Source organism: Ruthenibacterium sp., assembly GCF_017421385.1.
Classification (GTDB): Bacteria; Bacillota; Clostridia; order Oscillospirales; family Ruminococcaceae; genus Ruthenibacterium; species Ruthenibacterium lactatiformans.
Genome location: NZ_JAFOIN010000089.1, coordinates 20,887 through 44,462, shown reverse-complemented (window position 1 = coordinate 44,462; position 23,576 = coordinate 20,887). Strand labels below are relative to the sequence as shown.

22 protein-coding genes are annotated in these 23,576 nt (G+C 59.3%); 14 read left to right on the top strand and 8 right to left on the bottom strand.

All coding sequences use genetic code 11. The features are described 5' to 3' along the window. Positions 1-169: 169 nt before the first annotated feature. Entirely contained in the window at positions 170-1,546 is a 1,377-nt protein-coding gene (locus IIY41_RS10580; protein ID WP_050005138.1) for a citrate/2-methylcitrate synthase, read from the top strand. 63 nt (positions 1,547-1,609) lie between these two features. Here IIY41_RS10580 and IIY41_RS10575 read toward each other — a convergent pair whose 3' ends face one another. Beyond that, a complete protein-coding gene (locus IIY41_RS10575; protein WP_119980327.1) occupies positions 1,610-2,830 on the bottom strand; it encodes a GNAT family N-acetyltransferase in 1,221 nt (406 codons plus the stop codon). A gap of 191 nt (positions 2,831-3,021) precedes the next feature. On the opposite strand from IIY41_RS10575, the gene IIY41_RS10570 reads away from it, so the two are divergent. The 4 genes from IIY41_RS10570 (at position 3,022) to IIY41_RS10555 (ending at position 4,816) form a co-directional block, all read left to right on the top strand. Continuing rightward, positions 3,022-3,198, top strand: a complete 177-nt coding sequence (locus tag IIY41_RS10570) for a hypothetical protein (protein ID WP_009323599.1) — start codon at positions 3,022-3,024, stop codon at positions 3,196-3,198. Positions 3,199-3,200: 2 nt separating this feature from the next. Continuing rightward, on the top strand, positions 3,201-3,359 hold the full coding sequence (locus IIY41_RS10565) for a hypothetical protein (protein ID WP_287400669.1): 159 nt from the start codon (positions 3,201-3,203) through the stop codon (positions 3,357-3,359). A gap of 216 nt (positions 3,360-3,575) precedes the next feature. Next, complete coding sequence (locus IIY41_RS10560; protein WP_009323601.1) at positions 3,576-4,013, top strand: RrF2 family transcriptional regulator; 438 nt, start codon at positions 3,576-3,578, stop codon at positions 4,011-4,013. A gap of 428 nt (positions 4,014-4,441) precedes the next feature. Then, a complete protein-coding gene (locus IIY41_RS10555) occupies positions 4,442-4,816 on the top strand; it encodes a metal-dependent transcriptional regulator (protein ID WP_050005135.1) in 375 nt (124 codons plus the stop codon). A gap of 209 nt (positions 4,817-5,025) precedes the next feature. Here IIY41_RS10555 and IIY41_RS10550 read toward each other — a convergent pair whose 3' ends face one another. From IIY41_RS10550 to IIY41_RS10525, 6 genes are all read right to left on the bottom strand, one after another. Further along, positions 5,026-7,554 (bottom strand): putative bifunctional diguanylate cyclase/phosphodiesterase, encoded by a 2,529-nt coding sequence (locus IIY41_RS10550; RefSeq protein ID WP_287400665.1) that lies wholly within the window; start codon positions 7,552-7,554, stop codon positions 5,026-5,028. 370 nt (positions 7,555-7,924) lie between these two features. Then, positions 7,925-8,353 carry a flavodoxin gene (locus IIY41_RS10545; RefSeq protein WP_287400663.1) on the bottom strand — a complete coding sequence of 143 codons (429 nt, stop codon included), beginning with the start codon at positions 8,351-8,353 and terminating at the stop codon, positions 7,925-7,927. A gap of 41 nt (positions 8,354-8,394) precedes the next feature. Beyond that, positions 8,395-8,964 (bottom strand): DUF3793 family protein, encoded by a 570-nt coding sequence (locus IIY41_RS10540; RefSeq protein WP_058723088.1) that lies wholly within the window; start codon positions 8,962-8,964, stop codon positions 8,395-8,397. Between the two features lie 222 nt (positions 8,965-9,186). Next, positions 9,187-10,569, bottom strand: coding sequence for an MATE family efflux transporter (locus IIY41_RS10535; protein ID WP_040910016.1), 1,383 nt, complete (start codon positions 10,567-10,569; stop codon positions 9,187-9,189). A gap of 248 nt (positions 10,570-10,817) precedes the next feature. Beyond that, positions 10,818-11,456: a helix-turn-helix domain-containing protein gene (locus IIY41_RS10530; RefSeq protein WP_082432074.1), complete on the bottom strand. Its 639-nt coding sequence runs from the start codon at positions 11,454-11,456 to the stop codon at positions 10,818-10,820. A 369-nt stretch (positions 11,457-11,825) separates the two neighbouring features. Beyond that, positions 11,826-13,001, bottom strand: coding sequence for a GGDEF domain-containing protein (locus IIY41_RS10525; protein ID WP_158557668.1), 1,176 nt, complete (start codon positions 12,999-13,001; stop codon positions 11,826-11,828). Positions 13,002-13,123: 122 nt separating this feature from the next. Between IIY41_RS10525 and IIY41_RS10520 the strand changes: the two genes are divergently transcribed. From IIY41_RS10520 to IIY41_RS10510, 3 genes are all read left to right on the top strand, one after another. Further along, positions 13,124-13,288 carry a hypothetical protein gene (locus IIY41_RS10520; RefSeq protein WP_167541527.1) on the top strand — a complete coding sequence of 55 codons (165 nt, stop codon included), beginning with the start codon at positions 13,124-13,126 and terminating at the stop codon, positions 13,286-13,288. A gap of 43 nt (positions 13,289-13,331) precedes the next feature. Further along, positions 13,332-16,307, top strand: a complete 2,976-nt coding sequence (gene lacZ / locus IIY41_RS10515) for a beta-galactosidase, LacZ type (protein ID WP_058723086.1) — start codon at positions 13,332-13,334, stop codon at positions 16,305-16,307. A gap of 66 nt (positions 16,308-16,373) precedes the next feature. Next, positions 16,374-16,868 (top strand): hypothetical protein, encoded by a 495-nt coding sequence (locus IIY41_RS10510; protein ID WP_278886024.1) that lies wholly within the window; start codon positions 16,374-16,376, stop codon positions 16,866-16,868. A gap of 249 nt (positions 16,869-17,117) precedes the next feature. On the opposite strand, the gene IIY41_RS10505 is transcribed toward IIY41_RS10510, so the two are convergent. Beyond that, the gene (locus IIY41_RS10505; protein WP_117473164.1) at positions 17,118-18,647 is read right to left on the bottom strand and encodes a YifB family Mg chelatase-like AAA ATPase; all 1,530 of its coding nucleotides are present in this window, start codon (positions 18,645-18,647) and stop codon (positions 17,118-17,120) included. Positions 18,648-18,871: 224 nt separating this feature from the next. On the opposite strand from IIY41_RS10505, the gene IIY41_RS10500 reads away from it, so the two are divergent. The 6 genes from IIY41_RS10500 (at position 18,872) to IIY41_RS10475 (ending at position 23,541) form a co-directional block, all read left to right on the top strand. After that, entirely contained in the window at positions 18,872-20,584 is a 1,713-nt protein-coding gene (locus IIY41_RS10500; protein WP_009323194.1) for a phospho-sugar mutase, read from the top strand. Between the two features lie 179 nt (positions 20,585-20,763). Then, positions 20,764-20,967, top strand: a complete 204-nt coding sequence (gene rpmE, locus IIY41_RS10495) for a 50S ribosomal protein L31 (protein WP_009323193.1) — start codon at positions 20,764-20,766, stop codon at positions 20,965-20,967. Positions 20,968-21,035: 68 nt separating this feature from the next. Continuing rightward, positions 21,036-21,575: a P-loop NTPase family protein gene (locus IIY41_RS10490; RefSeq protein ID WP_050004479.1), complete on the top strand. Its 540-nt coding sequence runs from the start codon at positions 21,036-21,038 to the stop codon at positions 21,573-21,575. Continuing rightward, complete coding sequence (locus tag IIY41_RS10485) at positions 21,559-22,182, top strand: IMPACT family protein (protein ID WP_009323191.1); 624 nt, start codon at positions 21,559-21,561, stop codon at positions 22,180-22,182. The genes IIY41_RS10490 and IIY41_RS10485 overlap by 17 nt, the downstream gene beginning before the upstream one ends. Positions 22,183-22,317: 135 nt before the next feature. After that, the gene (locus IIY41_RS10480) at positions 22,318-23,316 is read left to right on the top strand and encodes a deoxyguanosinetriphosphate triphosphohydrolase (RefSeq protein WP_154521914.1); all 999 of its coding nucleotides are present in this window, start codon (positions 22,318-22,320) and stop codon (positions 23,314-23,316) included. A gap of 18 nt (positions 23,317-23,334) precedes the next feature. Further along, positions 23,335-23,541, top strand: coding sequence for a DUF6440 family protein (locus IIY41_RS10475; protein ID WP_009323189.1), 207 nt, complete (start codon positions 23,335-23,337; stop codon positions 23,539-23,541). The last annotated feature ends 35 nt before the right edge of the window (positions 23,542-23,576 follow it).

Here is a 23,576-nt window from a genome sequence, read left to right as displayed (position 1 = left end):
CCGTATTTTCGCGGCGCCGGGACGTTTTTTATCGGGATATTTTTTACCGCGAGTGACAGATTGTTAACAATTATTTGCTGATTTTATGGTATAATGAACATGTTCACATTATTTTAGAAGAATTTTTCGCCGCAACGCGGCGGGAACAACGGGAAAAGGAGGAACCACTATGCCCATCGACAAATCCATCGATTACTCGGCCATTACGCCCGAGATCAAGGCGTTGACGAAGCTGTGCCTTGCGGACAATGTCATCGAGCCGGAAATGTATGTGAAGTACGCTGTCAACCGCGGCCTGCGCGACCTGAACGGCAACGGCGTGCTCACAGGCCTGACAGAGATCAGTGAAATACAGTCCAGCAAAATGGTAGACGGCGAAAAGGTGCCCTGCGAAGGCAAGCTGTTTTACCGCGGCGTGGATGTGGAGCAGATCGTATCGGGATTTATCCGCGAAAAGCGGTACGGCTTTGAGGAAACCGTTTATCTGCTTTTGTTTGGCGCGCTGCCGGATGAGGCACAGCTGGATGATTTTAAGAAGCTGCTGGCGGGCTACCGCTCGCTGCCCACGAATTTCGTGCGCGACGTCATCCTCAAGGCGCCCAACGCCGACATGATGAATACGTTGGCCCGCAGTGTGCTGACGCTGTACAGCTACGATGCCCGGGCCACGGACAACAGCACCGAGAATGTACTGCGCCAGTGCCTGCAGCTCATTGCGCTGTTCCCCATGCTCTCGGTATACGGTTATCAGGCGTACAGCCACTATGTGCTGGACAAAAGCCTGTTCATCCACAACCCCGTGCCCGAGCTTTCCACCGCTGAAAACCTGCTGCACATCCTGCGCGCGGATGGCAAATATACCGAGCTGGAGGCCCGAATCCTGGATCTGGCGCTGGTGCTGCACGCCGAGCACGGCGGCGGCAACAACTCGACCTTCACCATGCATGTGGTTACTTCTTCGGGCACCGACACCTATTCTGCCGTGGCGGCGTCTCTGGCCAGCCTGAAAGGGCCCAAGCACGGCGGTGCGAACATCAAGGTAGTTCAGATGTTCGAAGACATGAAACAGAATGTCAGGGATTGGACGGACGAAGAGGCCGTCGAGGCCTATTTGCGCGCGCTGCTGCACAGGGAAGCCTTCGACAGAGCGGGCCTGATCTACGGCATGGGCCATGCGGTATACTCCCTGAGCGACCCGCGCGCCAATGTGTTCAAACACTTTGTGGAGATGCTGTCTGAGGAGAAGGGCCGCCATGAGGAATATGCGCTGTATGCAGCAGTGGCGCGCCTTGCGCCCAAGGTCATCGGAGAAGAGCGTAAGATCTATAAGGGCGTTTCCGCCAACATCGACTTTTACAGCGGTTTCGTTTACAGCATGCTGGACCTGCCGCTGGAGCTGTATACCCCCATTTTCGCCATCAGCCGTATCGCGGGCTGGAGCGCCCACCGCATCGAGGAGCTCATCAATGCGGGCAAGATCATCCGTCCTGCATACAAGAGTGTCAAACCGCGGGTGGACTATGTGCCTTTGCACGACCGCAAATAATTTACAAAACAAGACCGGGAGCTTTCCAGGCTCCCGGTCTTGCATTGCTCTGCGTGGAATGCTTCAGATATAATCTGAAAAATATGCCTTGCCCGTGGGAATCAGCCGTTCCAGCAGCGCCGTGGTCTTGGCGTCCGCCGTCAGGCGGTCAATGCTTTTCAGGTATGCAGGGCGCTTGTAACCCATCAGCATGCAGATGGCCGTGCCGATGCTCATTTCCGCGGTGTAGGGCGACGGTTCCGCCGAAAGCGTATGTGTGCCGTCTGCATGGAACCGCACGGTAAACTCCTGTTCGTTCCAGTCCAGCACTTTGTCGTGGATGCGGAAGGTTATGGCATCGCCCGAGGAGGCTTCGGCAAAATTATAGCTCATGATGAACGCCGCAAAATCTACGATGCGCGCCATCACATAGGGCTGCACGGTCTCGCGGATATCGCTGTCCTCCAGCGTGAAAGCCAGCGAATGGTTGGTATAGTTGCAGCCGGAGACCTCGGTGACCATGGAATAGTGGGCCGTGACATAATCCCACATGCCGCGCCGGGCCTCATCGTTCAGATATACCATTTCCTTGATCTTGAAGATCTCGCGCTTGAGCAGATAGACAAGATAACCCTGCGGCTCGTCCGCGGCGTCGTAGTACATGGCCACGACCTCGTCGTCCACATCCCACCGCCAGTATTCATCCCAGGCCAGCGCGTTGCGCACAAGACAGCCGTGTGTTTTGGCGGCAAAGCGGTCATGCACCGCGGCAAGGGAGGGATCGTCCCAGGCGATGCGCCGCACTTTTCCCGGCACAGGCTGGGGCTTGGGCAGCTGATTGTCCCGAATGCGGAACGTCATTTTGTCCGACACGATCTCCCAGCCCTTGTGACGGTAAAAGGGGATGGAGTACGGGCACAGGAACGAGATGCTCTGTCCGCGCCCGCGCATATCGGTGAGCGCCTGGCGGATGAGCGTGCTCATCAGGCCGATGCCCGCGTATTCCGGATAAGTGGCCACGCCGGTGACGAACCCGGTATCCAGCAGCGCGCCTTCCACATTTACCTGCATGGGATATACGGCGATCTGCGCGGCCAGCGTTTTGCCCTCGAAGCAGCCCAGTACATGGGCTGATTCCAGAATGGGGAATTTTGACTGCTTGATTTCATCCTCCTGCCAGCCCACCTGGACCAGCTCCTCTTCCGTTACCTGGAACGCATAGCGCAGCAGTGCGTTGAATTGCTCCAGATGGGAGGCGTCCAGCTCCTGAATGGTGAACCCGTCGGGCAGTGATGTGTATTGCATAACAAGGATCCTTTCGCTTGAGCGGCGCACTGCGCCGCCAGTGGCATTTACATTGATTCCTGACCTTATCATACCACGCCCCATGCGCCAGTGCCAACCCCCAAATGGGTTTTCCCGGCCGCCGCAGGTGTTTTTTACCGTTTGAATATTTTCCCGGCCGCCGCGCATCCTAACCGCAAGAGGTGAAAAGAATGCAGAATCTTGAGGATTACACGCCGGAAATGCTCGTATTTTATCAAAACCTGCCGGCTCCCGTACAAAATGCCGTACGCCACGCGGATGTGGAGCTGGAGGATCTGGACAGCCTGGCTGTATTTGCTGAAAATCTGGCCAAGCTGTACGACGGCGGACGCAGAACGGAGGGCTGAGCATGCTTTTGGATGAATATTACCGCGCGGACCCGGAATTGCGGGATGTGTGGATCGCGCTGCCCGGAACGGTGCGCGCGCATATCCTGCAATGGGACGCGCGTGTGACGACGAAGGGCGAGCTGCAGAAGCTGGCCGAGGGCTTTGCGCATCATCTGTAAAGCGCCGGTACGCTCTGCGCCGTTTTCAGGCCGTTCCGCAGGGCTTTTCTGGAAAAGAGAGCCCGCGGGGCGGCCTGCTTTGTCTTTTTGTGGAGAAAAGCAGTAAAAAGCGTATCTATTTTGCCGGTTTTGACTTGCGGCCGCGCAATTCCCCGTTTATAATAAAAAGAAGAAATCTCTGCACCTTTTGCGGGGAACAAGAGGGATGCGTGTACCATGAAAATTTCTACCCGGGGGCGCTATGCGCTGCGCCTGATGCTGGATCTGGCACTGGCGGACCCTGAGGAGTACTGTTCGGTCAAAAGCATTGCTGCGCGTCAGCAGATCAGCGAAAAGTATATGGAGCAGATCATCTCACAGCTTGTAAAAGCGGGCTTTGTGCGCAGCGTGCGCGGCGCACAAGGCGGTTACCGATTGGCCTATGCCCCCGAGAAATACACAGCGGGGCAGATCCTGCGGCTGACGGAGGGCGACCTTGCTACGGTAGCGTGCCTTGCACAGGACGCGCCGGAATGCCCGCGGGCGGAGCAGTGCGCCACGCGCTGGCTGTGGGAACAGATGGATGACGCGGTGAACGATGTGTTGGACAGGGTGACACTGGCCATGCTTGCCGAGGTGAGCCGGCAGCGGGGCAACCCGGAATGTGTGCTGTGACGCGCCGGATAAAAACCGTAAGTTTTTTGTAAGGCTTTCGGCAGCAGGATCGTTCTTTTTCTGTGGTTTAATAGAACCATGGAATGAAGCCGCACCCGATGCGGTGAAGAGAAAGGGGCGTTCGCTGTGCCGGGGCAGAAAACCCATGCGCGCCGTCCGGTTCAATGGCTGTATTTGCTGGTTGGCTGCGCTGCATTGGCGGCAGCTTTCACACTGTGGATGACTCATTAATCTTTGACGGGAAATTCAAACAGACGGAACATCGCCCGCGCGGTATTTTTCCGCGCGGGCGACGCCATATTCTGCCGCGCTTGAGAAAGCGGCGCGGATGTGGTAAACTAAAACATAGTTTACAGCCTGTTTTTATTGCAAGGGCCTGGTTCAACGGGCCGCATGCCCCAAAACAGCACAGACAGGAGGGACGAGAAATGCGTTCGTTTGAATCGCGTGAAGATTATCTGGAGGCGATCCTGGTGCTCCAGAATGAAAAAGGGGCGGTACGCAGCATTGACATCGCCGCAAAGCTGGGGTTTACAAAGCCCAGTGTGAGCCGGGCCATGGGCCTTTTGCGCGGTGCGGAATACATCACGGTGGACCGGGACGGCTTCATCCGTCTGACAGAGACGGGCCGCGCGGCGGCGGAGAGCGTGTATGAGCGTCACCGCCTGTTGACGGACTGCCTGATTCGTTTGGGTGTCTCGCCCGAGACAGCGGCCGAGGACGCTTGCCGTGTGGAGCATGTCATCAGTGCGGAGAGCTTTGAAAAAATTAAGGAATATGCCGCGCGGATACCGGAAAAATAGCTCCGTAAGGTAAATCAAAAGCCGCTTTCCCTCGCGAGGGAAAGCGGCTTTTTCTGGCGGCTTTGCGCAGCAAAGCAATCCATGCGGCCACATGAGCCAGAACGGCACACCGCTTGGAGTCCAAGCGCCCGGAGATGCGTCAAAAACAGTAGTGCAGCGGCTGTCTTTGCACGACTTACAGGAACAACGGCGCGAAACGGGCTGCGGGCTCAGGATGTCCCAGCAAAAAACCCTGAAGATAATCCGCGCCGAAAGGCTGCAAAGCGGCAAGCTCGGCCGTAGTTTCTACGCCCTCCACACACACGGATGCCTACACTGTGGCAAAGCTCCACCATCAGGTGTACGAAAGAGTGGTCGAAAGCACTGCCGCACAGCCCCTGTACAAAGCTTCGGTCAATTTTCACGATGTCGACAGGGGCGTGCTTGAGGACGCTGAGGGAGGAATAACCCGTTCCGAAATCGTCCATGGCCACACGCAGCCCCAGGCCGCGCATCTGTGCCAGAAGTCCCGAAAGCCGTTCCAGATTCGGCGCGAGATAGCTTTCCGTCAGTTCCACGATGATATGCTCCGCGCTCACGCCCTCTTCGCGCAGCGTTTGGGCCAGATATTCCACCAGGGTCGGGTCCTCCAGCTGCAGGCAGGAGAGATTGACAGCCATGCTGAACGCCGGATACTCATCCAGAAAAACCGCGCACTGGCGCACCGCTTGCCGAAAGGCCCAGCGGCCGAAGGAAAGGATCATGCCGTTCTTTTCCAGCAGTGCGATGAACTCACCGGGCGGCACACTGCCGAACCGCGCACACTGCCAGCGGCTTAGCGCCTCTGCGCCGCAAAGGCGCCCGTCCGGCGAAAAGACAGGCTGGTAATGCAGAGAAAAACCATTGCAGCCGTTTTCGATGCTTTCCCGCAGAAGCTCCGTCAGCTCCATGGCTCGCTCAGCCGGGCCGAGAATGGCGGACGAAAATACCTCCATGCGGTTCTTCCCGTGGCGCTTGGCGTGGTCCAGCGCAGAGCTGGCGCACTTCAGCAGGCCCAGATAGGTGGTGCCGTCGTGCGGGGCAAAGGCACATCCGCAAGACAGCGTACAGAAAAATTTACTGCCGTCAAAGGTTTGCTGTGTGCTGAAGGCCTGCTGCACAGCACCGAAATAGCCTTGGACAGCGCGCAATGTGCCGCCGCGCAGGACGACCCCGAATTCATCGCCGTCCAGCCGAAAAACTGTGCCCCCCGGAGGAGCGAGCGTCTGCAGTTTTTGGCAGACAATACGGATGACCTCATCCCCCAACAACCGATTGTACAGGCCGTTGATGCGTTTAAGGCCGTCGATGCCGAACAACAGCACGCACACACCTTCGCGGGGCTGGGCGTCCAGCAGACGGCGCACCTCGTGCTCAAATTCGAATTTGTTAAATACGCCCGTCAGGTGGTCCACTTTGTTCTTTTTTCCCAAGTTGGTGATGATACCCGCAAACAATACGGGTTCGCCGCCCGCGTCGCGTTCCAGGTGCCCGCGGCAACGCATCCAAACCCATTCGCCGTGGCGGTTACAGGCGCGGTATTCGACACAATGGCTGTCGGCACGGCCGTCCGTGATTTCCTGGTTGGCTTCCAGAAACGCCTGCTTGTCGTTGGGATGCACCTTCGCACCCCAGACGGCCGCCGCGTTGGCAATGACGCGGCCGGGCAGGTCAAACTCGTCCACCATGGCCTGGGGATAACAAAAAACGCCGGTTTTCATGTTGCAGACGTAGACATAGTCGTCGGTACTCTGCACCAGAGCGTCCAGCAGGTAAATCGTATCATAGGTGAAGTCTACGCCGGGGCTGCGCTGTGGGGAATGCAGCAACGCATACTGGGCGTTGGCGATGTGGAGACGCCGCTTTTTTTCGTAGAGCTTTTCATCCACGTCGCTTAATAGCTGTGCGACGGAGCGCGCGGGACCGTTCGGCTCCGGCGTTAAAACGCCGAAGGAAAACGCGTCCGCCTGCTCGGACAGCGCCTGGACTCCATGCAGGGCTGCCAGCGCCGTATTCATACGCTGTACCGCCTGCTCCCGTGGTGCGCCGCGCATCAGCGCCAGAAATTCATCTCCGCTCAGGCGGCAGAGCACATCGCCCTTCTGCAGCACGCCGCGCACTGCCTCTGCAATGGAAACGAGCAGCTGGTCTCCGGCGGCATGCCCGAAACGGTCATTGGTCTTTTTTAGGTCGTTCACATCAAACATGCAAAGCGAGAAAGGCTCGCCTGTTCGGGCGCATGCAGCGGCCATCTCCGCCAGCGCGGCCTTTCCCGCGCGTCGGTTCAGCGCGCCCGTCAGTTCGTCGGTGGTTGCCGCAATGGAGAGCTTATGGTATTTCGTTACGTCCAGCGAATGCTGAAAGTGGACGAGCCGGCCATCGTGCCATTGAATCAGGCTGTCGAAATTTTCATAGATGCAGCCGTTGCTGGTATTATGTTCCTCCCAGCGGAGCGGTGCTGCTGAAAGGCCGTCCCGCAGCAGACGCGGCACAGGGCAGAAGGGACAGCGCCCGGTCATCCCTTTTTGAAGCACCTGCCAGCAGATTTTCCCCTCCGGCTCCACAAGGCCGAACTGCTTTTTCATGCCGCTGTTCATGAACAGGATCTCGTCCGTGTCCACATCGGTGATATAAACGCCTGCGTTCATCTGGTTCATGATCCTGTCCAGAAGCCAAACACCGGAGTCGTGAGTGGAGTTCTCGCGGGGCGTATCCATCATAAGCCAGCCTCCTTTTTGGCACAGTGTGCCATAAAATTCGGTCCATGACGGCGCACGGGGGAGTGCGGCAACTGGGGAAAAGGCATGCACAGTCATAAATAAGGTACCGTTCGTGCCATTATAACATTTTTGATGCCTTCATGTCAGCACTTTCGGGGAATTTAGCAGAAAGTTATCGGAAACAGCAGGCATGCAAAACAGGCCGTCCCCGGGACGGCCTGTTTTGCGTTGTGAGAAACACCACAAAAGAAGAATAGGATGGAATGGAGTAAGCAAAAAGGAGGGGCACGCGCCGCGCGTCACACCCGGCAGAGGGAGCGGGCGCGTGCCAGCGTTATGTCATGGCCCGGTGTTTGCGGGCCGGGCCACCTTAAAGAAGGGACAGCGCCTTGCCGAGAGCGGTGCATTCCGCCAGAGCGATGTCGTCGGGCGCCTCGTTCACTGTCAGATCCTCGCCGCACAAAACCGCCCCCGCGGCCGCGCAGCGGTCCTGCCAATCGCGCATCCACTGTCCGTCGCCCCAGCCGTAAGAGCCGAAGAGGGCGACTTTTTTGCCGGAGAGCAGAGGTTCAAGCTCGGTAAAGAACGGCTCGAACACACTTTCTTCCAGCACCTCGGCGCCCATTGCAGGACAGCCCAGCGCCAGTTTATCGTATTGCGCCGCATCTGCGGCACGAACGCTGTCTGCCGAAAAGAGCGCGGCGTCCTCGCCGGCGCCGTTCAACCCGTCCAGAACGGCCTGCGCCATTGCTTCGGTATTGCCCGTCCCGGACCAATAGATCACTGCGGATTTGCTCATAAAAACACCTCTCTGTGATTAGAATTGATAAAGCGGGGCGTTCAGCCTGCGGCGAGCATTTCGCCAAGTGTCAGCCCGCTGGACGCCATAGCCAGATACCGTTTGCGGCAGGCGGCGTATCGACGAAACAGATGCTGTGCCTGTTCTACGTCGCCGTATACCTTCCAGCAGCCGGAACAGCGATACTCCGCGCCGCCTGCTGCGATGAACCCGGTGACATCTTCCAAAGGATAACCCAGGAACAAGCCGATCTCGTGGGGGAAACCGCCTGCTTTTGCACTGCGCATCCGCCGCGAAAGCTCATCCAGCAAACGTCCCGTCCCCATTGAAACGGGATAGCCGCGCGCCTGCAAAAAAGCGCGCCGTTCCGGCTGGCGCAGGCTTTCCCGCAACAATGCAGGGCGGTAGACCATGATAACAAGATGCCGACGGCAGCCACACAAAACGCGCAGACGCAGGCCGTTGCCGGAAAACAGGCTGCGGCACGAAGAAAGCTCCGTTTGCCAGCCCGGGATGTTTTCCTTATGCAGCGTAAAGATGCAGGCAGGTTTTACGCCCGAAAGCGTTGGCGCGCAATGTGTGCACAACAACGAAAGAAATGCGTCGCTCAAAATTCCACCTCCGGGAGCATAGCTCTGGTTAGTTAAAGCTAACCGAAGCCGTGAAAAGAAGCGGCCGAAGCCGCAAATTTTCAACAGCGCAAGGTTAGCGCTAACTAACTGATGCTATAATAACATATGACAGATGACCTGTCAAGCGTTTTTTGAAAAAATTGAAAGAACGGATACCGGGAAGGATGCGCCACGGATGCCGGGAAGAAATACGCATATCCGTCAGCCGCGGGCGCCGGAGGCGTGAAGTCGTTCCCGGCGCTTGAGGTCCGGCCAAACGGTGAGCAGCATCGTAACAAAGCATGCGCCGCCGCCCAGAAAATTAGAGATAGGTTCCGCAAGAAAAACACCGTTGACACCCAGACCAAACCTTCCCGGCAGCCACAGCGTCAGAGGGATGACGATGACAGCCTTGCGAAGCAGCGAGAAAAAAACAGCCTGTCTGGCACGTCCAAGCGCCGTGTTGGTGGACTGTCCGGCAAACTGCAGTGCCATCATAAAAAATCCGAAAAAATAAACGTGCATGGAGGGAACGCCGGCGGCCAGCAAGGCGGGGTCTGAAGTAAACAGGCGGATAAATGCCTGCGGGAACAAAAACAGGCACAGCCATACGGCGGCTGTGTACCCAACGCAGACCGCACTCATGAATTGAATGCCGGAACGCACGCGTTTGTATTCGCCTGCGCCAAAATTGAAGCCGATGACGGGCTGCGCGGCATTGGTAATGCCCATGACGGGCGTTGTGGTAATCTCCCGCACCGAGTTGAGTACCGTCATCACACCCACATAAACATCGCCGCCCCAGCGCTGCAGCGTGGCGTTGCACACCACCTGCACCGCGCTGTTGGTGGCGGACATGATGAAGCCCGAAAGGCCCAGGGCGCAGATCTCGCCCACCAGCTTCCAGCGCACGCGCATGGAAGACGGACGCAGGCGCAGCAGCGCTTTTTTGCCGCAGAGAAACGCCACGGCCCACAGCGCCGAGAGAAACTGTGAGATCACCGTTGCCAGCGCGGCGCCCTGTACGCCCATGCCCAGCGCAAAAATAAACACCGGGTCCAGAATGATATTCACCACAGCGCCCAGCAGTACCGTGATCATGCCCATGCTGCCGAAGCCCTGGGCGTTGATGAAATTGTTCATGCCAAGCCCCAGCATCACGAACACAGTGCCGCACAAATAAATGGTGAGGTAGCCGTCCGCATAGGGGAAAGTGGCATCACTGGCGCCGAACAGATACAGCAGCGGTTTTTTGAACGCGAGCACCAGCGCCGTGAGCACAAGGCCTGTGCCCAGCAGCATGGTAAAGGTGTTGCCCATAATATCTGCGGCGTGGGCGTCGTCGCCCCGGCCCCGTGCGATGGAGAAAAGCGGTGCGCCCCCTGTGCCGAACAGATTGGCAAACGCAATGACGATGGACAGGATGGGGAAGGTGACGCCCACGCCCGTAAGCGCCGCTGAGGACGCGCCCGGGATGTGGCCGATGTAGATGCGGTCCACTACGTTATACAAAACGTTAATGAGCTGCGCCACTGTAAGCGGCAGCGCCAGGGAAAGAATGTTGGCCGACACCGAGCCTTTCGAAAAATCGCTTTGCTGTTTGATTCCTGCAGCCGTTTCGGACACCTGCTTTCGAAAAAATTTTGTACGCGGGCGGGGATATGCCGCGCATCGGCGCATGAAATGCGCGCGGCCGCGCAAGCGGCGGGTTTGAGGTTATTATAACACACATCAGGCTGGAGCTGTACCTGATTTCCTAAACTCCAGCCCGACTGCCACAGGAGTCCCAAAAGCTGAGGGGCAGCAAAAAACGCGCGCGGAATTGCGCGCGCGAAATAAGAAGAAAGAGAGACTTATTCCGGGCCGAAGCGCCGCGCGGCCCGCCGCAATAACAATGTGACGGCGCAGCCCGTGCACAGCCACAGCAGCAGGACGGCAGGCAGAGCCAGGAGTGAACTGTAACTTGTCATATGACCGATAAAAAAGAAAACGGCGTCCACTGCAAACGCACAGGGCACAGGCGCCAGAAGCCAGACGGCCAGAGCGTAAAAACGGCAGCGTGCAGCGGGAATGGGCGCCGCAAGAGTCTCATATACTACGCATCCGACGATCTGCAGCACAAGGCCAATGCAGACGGGCAGCAGCGCCTGGTATTCCCGCCAGCCGAGAACCGCACACAACAAACCGGCCAGCATCAGCCCAAATGCGGCGGCCCGCCCGGTTCCGGAGCCTTGGGAGACAGGGAAAGGCCTCGCAGAGCCGGTCAATTCCGGTGGAATGGATGAAAAACAGTCCAGTTCGTCTAGCAGGAGCGCGTCGGTGGAGACACCGAGCACGCGGCTTAGCTGTACGATTTTGTCCAGCTCCGGCATCGCGCCGCCTGATTCCCATTTGCTGACAGCTTGGCGTGAAACACCCAACGCTTCGCTCAATTGCTCTTGGGACAGCCCGGCGCGCTTGCGTAAAGCCGCGATTTTTTCGGATAATGGCATAAAGAAAGCACGTCCTTTCGGTTGATGTCTTTTTCAGTATACCCCTGTGTGCGGTTGCAGGCTATGGACTGAGCTTTGCACTTTGTCAACCGCAGGTTGCACAGGGCATAAAAGAAAAAGCCGGGCGTGTGCCCGGCTTTCAGACTGTCGAAAAAGGCAAAGAAGTGAAAGAAAAGTCCGGGGAACAAGCTTGAAAAGGGGGGAGCCCCCCTTTTTTCATTTAAAATAACTCCACGACGCCCCGCAGGGCCAGTGCCGAGGCGTGCAGAGCGAAGCGGCCGCCGAAGGCCGCCGTGCGCGGGGAACGGGGCCAAGGGACCTGTTGGTAGGCAACTTGGCGTGTGCCCGGCTTTAAAGTGGCACGTGCAGTCAGATATAAGCTGCTACGCAGTTTCGCCCTTCGTGTTTTGCCTCATAAAGCGCCTTGTCCGCGCGGGACAGCAGATCTTCCAGGCGGGGCGCATTTTCCGCCTCTGTGGTGGCGGCGCCGATGCTTACGGTGATGCAGCCCTGTGGCAGGTCGCCGCGGGGATATCCGCAGCGTTCCACCGCCGCGCGCAGCGTTTCCCCGGCCTCCAGTACCTGCGCGCGGCTGCAGGAGAACAAGCAAATGAAAAATTCCTCGCCGCCGAACCGAACGGCGACACCTTCGCGCCCCTCCATAAACTGCCGGATGACCGCCGCAATACGCTGCAGACATTCATCACCTGCAAGATGGCCGTATGTATCGTTGAACTGCTTGAAAAAATCGATGTCCACCATCATGGCGGAGACGGGCGGCATTTCGTTCCATCGGTCGTCCAACGGCAGGCGTTCCAGCGAACGGCGGTTTTTCATCCCCGTCAGTTCGTCCGTGTGCGCCATTTGATCCAGCTGGACATTCATACTGCGGATGTCGGCGTTCTGCTGCTCGATGATGATCTTGGCGTAACAGGACGAGACCTTACTGCGGTAAAACCAAAGAGAGATGAAAAAAGCGCCCAGTGTGACGAAGCAGCTGTTGACCGCATTGCTGTAAAAATTATCCGGTCCGGCAGGCGTATAGGGCAACAGCAGGTTTAAAAACAGGCAATTCCCGGTAAAGATAAGCGCGGACTGCCAGGGCTGCAGCACGGTGAGGGCTGCGGCAGAAAGTGTGACGTAAGTAAACACGCTCAGGCTGTTGCCGCCGAATTGGTCCAAAAGCGTGACGCACGTCCCCCACAGACACAAAAAAGCGGTGTAAAATGTCTGCAGCGGTAAAAAAAACGTGTCCAGGCACGGCCTGCGGCGGCGCATCAGAAATACGATCAGCAGCAAAAACAGCAGCGTTACCGAAAACAGTGTTACGTACAGCCACCAATATCCTTGTCGGCGGAGAGAGGCGAACGGCCCACCTTTGCGCAGCAGCGAGAGCACCATCATCACAGCTTGAAAAGCGAGGATGAGCAGTGCGCTGAAAATGCCGGGGCGCAGGCTGCTTTGTACGATATCCTGTTCAATGTGCACGCGGTATCGGTCCTCCAGCGGAAAACCGAGCCAGCGGCGCAATTTTTGTAATGTCATAGTACGCTCCCATTTCGGACAGTTGTTTGGGTATAAGGTATTCATTATCATAGCACAGCCGCAGTGCCGATGCAAGAAAGGCGCGCGGGAGAGCTTCACAGCACAGGAGACAGGAGCGCTTTTTGCCAGGCAAAGAAGAGACGGGCAACAATAATACATTAAAAAACATTGCACAGGCGTTGCCACAGCACAGGGAAAAAGGTACAATAAAAATATCGGCCCGCGCAGCAGTACAGGCCGTGAAACACACGATGCGACCGCCGGGCGGCGCTTTTGGCGCCGTGTGAGCCCCGGCGGCCGGGAATAAGAAATTTCACAAGGAGGCATCCCATGGAATTCGACCCGAAATGGCTGACAGACCCGCAGGTGTTTCAAGTGAACCGTCTGCCGGCTCATGCATCTTATATGGTGCGGGGCGCGGACGGCGCGCCGCTGGAGCAGACGCTGGACGGCGCGTGGAAGTTTTTTTATGCACAGACGCCGGGCGCCTCTCCGCAGGAATTTTACAGGGAGGGATATGACGTTTCCGGCTGGGACGAAATCGCGGTGCCGGGCTATATCCAGCTTCAGGGCGGCGGGAAGTACGGTACGCCCCATTATGTCAATACCCAATATCCCTGGGACGGCCACGAGAGACTGGAGCCTCCTGCCGTGCCGGAGCGGTATAATCCTGTGGGATGCTATGTGCGCGGTTTTGCTGTGCCCCAAAGCTGGGATGGCCCTGTTTGCGTGCGCTTCGACGGCGTGGAAACGGCGTTTGCGGTATGGTGCAACGGCGTGTTCATCGGTTACAGTGAGGACAGCTTCACACCCGCGGAATTCGACCTCACGCCAGCTGTGCACCGGGACGGCGAAAACCGCCTGGCAGTGCGCGTATACCGCTTTTCCTCCGCAAGCTGGCTGGAGGACCAGGATTTCTGGCGCATGTCCGGTATTTTCCGCAGTGTGGCGCTGTTCACGAAAGCGCAGACCCATCTGGCGGACCTGTGGGTCAAGCCGCAGCTTTCAGAAGATCTTGCTGCGGGTACGCTGCGTGCGGAGCTGAAGCTGGAGGGAATGTGCGTGGGCGAGGCGACGCTGACGCTGGACGGAAAAACGGTGCTGGCCCCTGTGACGGGCGGGCATGCGGTGTTGGAGCTGCCCGTGGAACGCCCGCGTCTGTGGAGCGCCGAGGCGCCGGAGCTTTACACCTATGAGGTAACGCTTACCGACGCGGCCGGCCATCTTCTGGAGACCGTGCGCGGAAAGGCCGGCTTCCGCAGGTTTGAGCTGCGGGACGGCCTGATGCTGCTCAACGGCAGGCGCATCGTGTTCAAGGGCGTGAACCGCCATGAGTGGAACTGCCGCACGGGCCGAGCCGTAACGATGGAGGATATGGTGAGCGATGTGCGGGCCATGAAGCAGAACAATATCAACGCCGTGCGCACCAGCCATTATCCCAACCGCACGGAATGGTATGACCTGTGCGACGAGTACGGCCTTTATGTGATCGACGAGACGAACCTGGAGACGCACGGCACGTGGCAACGGCCGGACGGAGCGGAGAGCGCGCTTCCCGGCGACAGGCCGGAGTGGCTGGGCGCTGTGCTTGACCGGGCAAACAGTATGCTCCAACGGGATAAAAACCATGCCTCTGTGCTCATCTGGAGCTGCGGCAACGAGAGCTTCGGAGGCAGGGACATCTACGAAATGAGCCGCTTTTTCCGCGAAACGGACCCCACCCGGCTGGTGCATTACGAGGGAGTGTTCCATGACAGGCGTTACCCTGATACCAGCGATATGGAGAGCCAGATGTATACCCCGGCCGCTGATGTGGCCGCTTTCCTTGAAAAACATCCGGAAAAGCCCTTTATTATGTGCGAATACATGCATGCCATGGGGAATTCCTGCGGCGCGATGGACCGTTACACCCGTATGACAGACGTCATCCCTCAATATCAGGGCGGATTTATCTGGGACTGGGTGGACCAGGGGATTGAAACGGACAACTGCCTGGGCGAACGCTGCCTCGCCTGCGGCGGAGACTTCGGAGACCGCCCGTCGGATTTTGAATTCGTGGGAAACGGCCTGCTGTTCGCCGACCGCACGCCCACGCCAAAACTTGCCCAGGCGAAGGGCTGCTACCAGGATTTCGATATCCTGCCCGACGAGACGGGCGTTACCGTGAAAAACAAATCCCTGTTCACGGATACGGCGGACTATGTGCTGCTGGTGGAGCTGACGAAGAATGGCGCGCGGGTGAAAAGCGGCGAATGCAGCCTGCAGGCTGTTCCCGGCGAGACGGCGCGCGCGGAGCTGCCCTTTGCCGTTCCGCAGGCGCCGGGCGAGTATACCGTGGATGCGTCGCTGTGCCTGCGGGAGAATGCCCGTTGGGCCGCGAAGGGCCATTGTGTGGCCTTCGGGCAGTGGCATATTTCCCGGAAGGCGCCGGAAAAGCCCTGTACGCTGCCGGTCACGCTGGTGGAGGGCGACTGCAATATCGGCGTTCACGGCAGAGATTTCAGCCTGCTGTTTACGAAGAACGCTCAGGGCAGCGTTATCTCGTATCGCTGGAAAGGCCGCGAACTGCTGCAGCGCCCCATTGCGCTCAACTTCTGGCGCGCGCCGACAGACAACGACACCGCCGCGGGTATGGAGCTTGCGCACCTGCCCTTCAAAACGGCCGGGCTGTATGCAAAACTGCGCAGGGCAAAGGCAGAGACGGACGGGACGTCCGTGCGCATCCACGCAAAGTATGCGCTTCCCGGCGGCGCGCGGGCAAATGTCACCTATACCATCACAGGGGATGGAAAGGTGGAGGCTGCGCTGAAATGGAAAGGAAAGGCCGTGGAGAGCGTGCCGGAATTCGGCCTGATGCTGACACTGCCTGCCGAGTACCGCAACGTTGCCTATTATGGTATGGGACCGGGCGAGACGTATTCGGATTTTACCAGCGGCGCACACATGGGGCTGTTCGGCTTTGACGCACACACGGCGCTGCAGCCTTATTTCAACCCGCAGGAGAGCGGCGCGCGCACAGGCGTGCAGGCTGCCGCCGTTACCGACGCCGCGGGCTTCGGGCTGTGCCTTGCCGGGAATGGCTTTATGCTCAGTGCGCTGCCGTATACTCCGCACGAAGTGGAGAACGCCCGCCGCCAGTACGAGTTGCCGCCAAAGGTCAAAACCGTGGTACGCTGTGCAAAAGGGCAGTTGGGCGTTGCGGGCGACAACACCTGGGGCGCCGGACCCCATGCCGAATACCATGTGGCGCTGGAGAAGGGCGAAACCTTCCGCTTCACTTTTGGCGGCATGGGCGGCAATGGATGAGCCGGCCGGTGGCCGGAAAGAATAAAAAAGGAGAAGGGCGGCCGCGGGCGGCCGTGAAAAAGACCAATGAAAAAACCATCCTCCCGTACGATGACATACCTATGCCTGGCGCTGTTGCTGGTGCTGGCGGGGATTTTTTATCTGGTGAACCGCAATACCGGCGTACAGGCCAGCGACGACCCGCTGAGCGCCGGTATGGTAGAGCGCTGGCACGCCGCGCTGCCCGCGGGTTTTTCCAAGGAGTCTGCGGAGCATATTGCAGACGGCAGAGGTTACAGCTTTGCGAAGCTGACCTATGAAAAAGACGTGGCGGATATCCTGGCCAAATGGGAGACGCCCGCGGCGGATATGCAGGCGCGTTTTGACGCGGTGATCGACGCGCAGCTGGCGGATGCTTCTACCACACAGGCCGACGCGGCGCTCATTGAGGCGGCGCGCCCCACGCTGGATGAGAGCTGGGTGTGTTTCTCGCTCCAGAGCGAGGACGACCCGAATGATGTGATCCTGCTGGCATATCAGAGCGCTACGCATGTGATGATCGTGGCCGAGCAGCAGAAGTAATGAAGCAAAATCAAAGCGGCGGAACGAGGAGATGCGTTCCGCCGCTTTGATTTTTTCATATGTCTATAACGCTCTGCCCGGGCAGGCCGCTTTCGAAAACGGCCTGAGGTCATTTTGGGTTTTTCTTTTCATCCTGCTCCTGCGCTTTGCAGGCCATTTTCCAGCCCAGCACAATGAAGCCTGCCGCAATGGCGGCGCCGATGAGAAAAAATGCGAGTCCGATCATATACATTGCCTCCTGCGGATGTTTTACGCCGTATACCAGTATTTGCGGTCCAGATTCCGGTACTGCACGGCCTCGCGCACATGCTCTGCTTCGATGCGTTCGCTGCCCGCAAGGTCCGCGATGGTGCGGCTCACCTTCAGCACCCTGTCGTAAGCGCGGGCGGAAAGGCCCATGCGCTCAAAGGCGCCGCGCAGCACACGGTCGGCGTCCGGCGCAAGGCGGCATACGCGGCGCAGCATCGCGCTGGGAAGGCGCGCATTGCAGGTGACGCCCGTACCTTTATAGCGGGTGTCCTGCACGGCGCGGGCTGCCAGTACGCGCCGCAGGATCGCTGCGCTGCTCTCGCCGCTCGAATCTCCGGCAAGGTCGGCGTATTCCACGGGCGCGACCTCTACATGAAGGTCGATCCGATCCAGCAGCGGACCGGAAACGCGCTGCAGATAGCGCTCAATGGCATAGGGCGTGCAGCTGCACGCGCGGGTGGGGTGCCCAAAATAGCCGCATGGGCAGGGATTCATGGCGGCGGCCAGCATGATGCTGCTGGGGAATGACGCGCTGCCCGCCACGCGGCTGACGGTGACCGTGCCGTCCTCCAGCGGCTGGCGCAGGATCTCCAGAGCGTCGCGGTGAAATTCGGGCAGCTCATCCAAAAACAGGACGCCGTTGTGTGCGAGGCTTACCTCGCCGGGACGCGGCGTGCTGCCGCCGCCCACAAGGCCCGCCGCACTTACCGAATGATGCGGCGCGCGGAACGGGCGGTGGCTCACAAGCCCGCTGCCGCGGGGCAGCATGCCCGCCACAGAATATACCTTCGTCGTCTCCACAGCCTCCGTGCGGGAGAGCGGCGGCAGAATGCCCGGCAGACGTTTGGCCAGCATGGATTTTCCCGTGCCCGGCGCGCCGATCAATAAAATATTGTGGCCGCCGGCGGCGGCGATCTCCATGGCGCGCCGGGCCTCCAGCTGGCCCCGGACATCTGCAAAGTCCGGTACGTCCCGGGGCCCGCCGGGTGCAAAGGCCGCGGGCTGTGCCGGTTCTATGGGCGCTTCGCCCGTCAAATGGCGCACTGCGTCCAGCGCCGTATGGACAGGGTAAACACAAAGCGCGCCGGCTGCCGCGGCCTCGGCCGCGTTTTCGGCGGGAACGAACAGGCGGCGCACGCCCTGCTGCACCGCGGCCAGCGCCATGGGCAGCACGCCCGTCACACTGCGCACGCCGCCGTCCAGCGAAAGCTCGCCGATGAAGGCGTCCTCCGGGCCGGGGACGGGCAGCTGCCCGGAGGCAGCCAGAATGGCAAGAAGAACAGGCAGGTCGTACACAGGGCCGGTCTTGCGGATATCGCCGGGAGCGAGATTGACGGTGATCCGGCTGACGGGCCAGACGAAGGACAGGTTTTTCAGCGCGCTGCGCACGCGGTCCGTGGCCTCACGCACAGCGCTGTCCGGCAGGCCCACGATGGTGAATTGAGGCAGTCCGCCGCTGATATCCGCCTCCACGCTCACACTGAAGCCATTCAGCGCATATACGCCCAGGCTGTTGATCCTTGCAAACATCCTTCCGCCGCCTTTCGCCGTTTTCCGCCGCACTTCGCGCCGGTACGCCCATATGGGTGTGTTTTTAGTATAACTTGCGCGTCATTTTTGTACAAGTGCGAATTGACAGGCCCAGGCCCATGGCTTATGATAAGAAGTATAAAAGGCGGCACGCCGCGCGGCGCTTCGGCCGCCTGAGACTGAAAAGGGGAAGCGCAGCTTTCCCGGAAAGCGGGGGCATATTGATGTATCAGCAGGAATATGAACGGTGGCTTGCCGCCGAACTGGAGGATAAGGACCTGAAGCCCGAGCTGCTCAGCATTCAGGGCATTGACGCAGAGATACAGGACCGTTTCGCGGTGGAGCTGGAGTTCGGCACCGCGGGCCTGCGCGGCGTGCTGGGTGCGGGCACGAACCGCATGAACATCTATATGGTGCGTAAGGCCACGCAGGGTTTGGCAAATTATCTGAACAAGCAGGGCGGCAAAAAAAGCGTTGCCATCTCCTACGACAGCCGCATCAAAAGCGACGTGTTTGCGCGGGAGGCCGCGCGCGTGCTGGCAGGCAACGGCGTCAAGGCGTATCTTTACAAGGAGCTGATGCCCGTTCCGGCGCTCAGCTTTGCCACGCGCCATCTGCACTGCGACGCCGGCATCATGGTGACGGCCAGCCACAACCCGGCCAAATACAACGGCTATAAGGCCTACGGGCCGGACGGCTGCCAGATGACCAGCGAAGCCGCCGACGCGGTCTATGCCGAGATGCAGGCCACCGATATTTTCGCGGGCATCAGGCTGGCGGATTTCGACGCGGCACTGGAGCAGGGCGGCATCGAGTACATCGGCCAGGACACCATCGAGGCGCTGTATGAGAACATCAAGGCCCAGAGCGTTCGCCCGGGTTTGTGCAAAACCGCGGGGCTGAAGCTGGTGTATTCGCCGTTGAACGGTTCGGGCCTCGTGCCTGTCACCCGCGTGCTGGGGGATATCGGCATTACGGATATCACCATTGTGCCCGAGCAGCAGTATCCGGACGGTAATTTCCCCACTTGCCCGTATCCCAACCCCGAGATTCGTGAGGCGCTGGCCCTGGGCCTTGCGCTGGCGGAAAAATCCGGCGCGGATCTGATGCTTGCCACCGACCCGGACGCCGACCGCGTGGGCATTGCCGTGCGCTGTAAGGACGGCAGCTATCAGCTGCTTTCCGGCAACGAGGTGGGCGTGCTGCTGCTGGATTATATCTGCAAGGGCCGCACCGAGAACGGCACCATGCCCAAAGCCCCGGTGTGCGTTAAATCCATCGTCTCCACGCCGCTGGCGGACGTTGTGGCCGCGCATTACGGGGTGGAATGCCGAAATGTGCTTACGGGCTTCAAATGGATCGGCGACCAGATCGCCGGGCTGGAGGCCGCAGGCGAGGTGGAGCGCTTTATCTTCGGCTTTGAGGAGAGCTACGGCTACCTGGCGGGCAGCTATGTACGTGACAAGGATGCCGTCGTAGGCTCCATGCTCATCTGCGAAATGGCGGCCTATTACCGCAGCATCGGCTCGTCCATCAAGGAGGAGCTGGAGCGCATTTACGCCGAGTATGGCCGTTACCTGAACAAAGTGAACAGCTATGAATTCCCGGGCCTGTCCGGCATGGAGACCATGGCGGGCATCATGACAAAGCTGCGGGAGAACCCGCCGGCGGAATTTGCGGGATACAAGGTCGTAACGGTGGCAGACTACAAGGCACGCACCAAAACGGACGTAGCCACGGGCAAAACGGAGCCTATCGAGCTGCCGGCGGCCAACGTGCTCATCTACACACTGGCGGGCGGCGCCAGTGTAGTGGTGCGCCCCTCGGGTACCGAACCGAAGATCAAGACCTACTTTACCACGCTGGGCAAAGACCTTGCCGAGGCCGAGGCACAGCAAAAAGCGCTGGCCGCCGCTGTGGAGCCGCTTCTGAAATAAGCGGACAAATACCGCTTGCATTTCCCTCGGGAACGTGGTAAAATATGAGGGCAATCGTTCCGATGGCTGCTCCGTGCGCACAGGATGGCGCACGCTGGTAGCCTCCTATTGAAGGTTGTGATGGGCGCATGTATTAAGCATGGCCCCCAATGTCATAAACCAGAAAGAGGTGAATACAAGTGAAAGAGGGCATCCATCCGAAGTACGAGGAAGCGGTGATCACCTGTGCCTGCGGCAACACGTTCACGACCCGCTCCACGAAGAAGGAGATCCACGTCGAGGTTTGCAACAAGTGCCATCCGTTCTACACCGGCAAGCAGAAGCTGGTTGATACCGGCGGACGCGTGGACCGCTTCAAAAAGCGTTTCAATCTGGGCGAATAATAGGTTCCTTACAAAGGGCGGTTTCAAGCGAACCGCCCTTTGTTTTGTTGCTGTTTGGGAGAAAAAGAATGGAATTGGGCGAAGCGAAACGAATCCTGATCCTGGGCTGCGGCGGCGCGGGCAAAAGCACGCTGGCGCGCCGTTTGGGGGCGGCCACGGGCCTTCCGGTGGTGCATCTGGACGGCTTGTACTGGCAGCCCGGCTGGGTGGCCATGGAGCGTGCGGCGTGGCGGCGCACGGTGGAAAACGAGATCGCGAAGGATGCGTGGATCATCGACGGGAACTTCGGAAGCTCGCTGGAACTGCGGCTCTCCCGCGCGCAGGCCGCGGTTTATTTGGACTATTCCCGGGCCGTGTGCCTGGCGGGCGTGCTGCGGCGCGTATGGACAACGCACGGCCGCGTGCGCCCGGATATGGGCGCGGGGTGCCCGGAGCGGTTCGACCTGAGCTTTCTGCGCTGGGTGTGGGACTTCCCGAAGCGGGACGGCACACATGTGAAGGCGCTGCTGGCTGCGCACCCGGAGGTGAGGTGCGTCACACTGAAAAACCGGCGGGACGCGCAAGTGCTCCTGCGGCGGCTGGAGGGGGCGGATGATGGAAGCATATAAGACGATACAGGGCACGGCGCAGGCGCGCATCGAGGAGAAAAAATCTGAATTTATCGCCCACGCGGCCTTTGCGGACACAGAGGAAAAGGCGCTGGCTTTTTTGAACGGGATACGGGCAAAGCACCGTACGGCCAACCACAATGTTTACGCATACATTCTGCGGGACGGCGCGCGCATGCGTTATTCCGACGACGGGGAGCCGGCCAAGACCTCCGGCCTGCCCACGCTGGAGGCTATCCGCCACGCGGGCCTTGTGGACTGCATCGTTGTGACGACGCGCTATTTCGGCGGTACGCTGTTGGGCACTGGCGGGCTGGTGCGCGCCTATACAGCGGCGGCAAACGCCGTTCTGGCGGCGGCAAAGCAGGTGACGGTACAGGTGTGCGTGCGGGGCGTTTTGCGGGTGGAATATCCATTGTACGAGCTGGCGCAGCGGCTGCTGGCCGACGCGGGCGCTCGGCTGGAGGAGGTGCAGTTCGCCGACAGGGTAACGCTGCCCTTTGTGATGCTGGCAGGCGGTGAAACGCAGCTTTTGCCGAAATTGCAGGAGCTTTGCCGGGGCAGCGCGGATATTATGTTTTCCAAACCCTATTTTGCCCCTTTCTGAAAATTTTCTTAAAATTTTAAAGGGAAACCGGAGCCTTTGTCGTATAGTGTATATGACGCCGAATTTTTGGAACCATGAAAGACAGCGGCGGCCGAAAGCATGTGGGGCACGCTGTGCGGAAAAGGGGGCTGGCTGATGACGGTACGGGAGCGCACGGAGGAGGTTGAGCGGATAACGCTGTCTCCGTTTGCAACATTGAGCGAGAACAGCCGGGGGCGGGCCGTACCCGAAAAACCATGCCCGCTGCGGCCCTGCTTTCAGCGGGACCGGGACCGCATCATCCATTGCAAGGCATTCCGCAGGCTGAAGCAGAAGACGCAGGTGTTCCTTTCGCCGGAGGGCGACCATTACCGCACGCGTTTGACGCACACGCTGGAAGTGAGCCAGATCGCGCGGACCATTGCACGGGCCCTGCGCCTGAACGAGGACCTCACCGAAGCCATTGCACTGGCGCATGATCTGGGCCACACGCCTTTCGGCCATGCGGGTGAGCGCGCGCTGAACCGGCTCTGCCCCGGCGGCTTCAAGCACTATGAGCAGAGTGTGCGCGTGGTGACGAAGCTGGAAAAGGATGGCAGCGGCCTCAACCTGACGTGGGAGGTGCTCAACGGCATCGTCACTCACACACGCGGTGAGTGGGCCGCTACGAGGGAGGGGCGCGTTGTCCGCTTTGCGGATCATATCGCCTATATGAACCACGATATCGAGGACGCGGTGACGGCGGGCGTTCTGCGCAACGAGGATATCCCGGCGGAGATCACCTCCGTGCTGGGGAGCACGAAATCTGAACGGATCACCTCGCTGATCATGGCCATCGTGGAGCACGGGGCCGAAGATATCGGAATGGATGCCGAGCGGGCCGCCGCTTACGAGGCGCTGCACGACTTTATGTACAGCACCGTGTATGTGGACAAGGTGGCGAAAAAGGAAGAGCAGAAAGTGGACAAGCTCATCCGTGAGCTGTACGCATATTTTAAGGATACGCCCACGCATATGCCGCAGGCTTTCCTGTATATCATGTGGCAGGAGGGCGTGGACCGCGCCGTGACGGATTATATCTCCGGGATGAGCGACGAATACGCCACCAGCACGTTCGAATCGCTGTTCGTGCCGCAGAAGTGGCAGATACTGTGATGCGGGGAAAGGAGCGTTATGGACGAAAAACGGTTTGAAGTGATCTATAAGCAGGGCAGCGGCTTTGGCGCCTATTTCCGTATCCTGCGGGACAGGGAGACAGGAGTGGAGTACCTGTTCATGGGCGAGGGCTACGGCGCAGGGCTTACGCCGCTGCTGGATGCGTCCGGCAGGCCTGTGGTTTCATCGTACACGGGTCATGGCGGCGAAGACGTGAAATATTAATGCAATGGCGCCGGCGCGGCGCAGGAGATAACGGA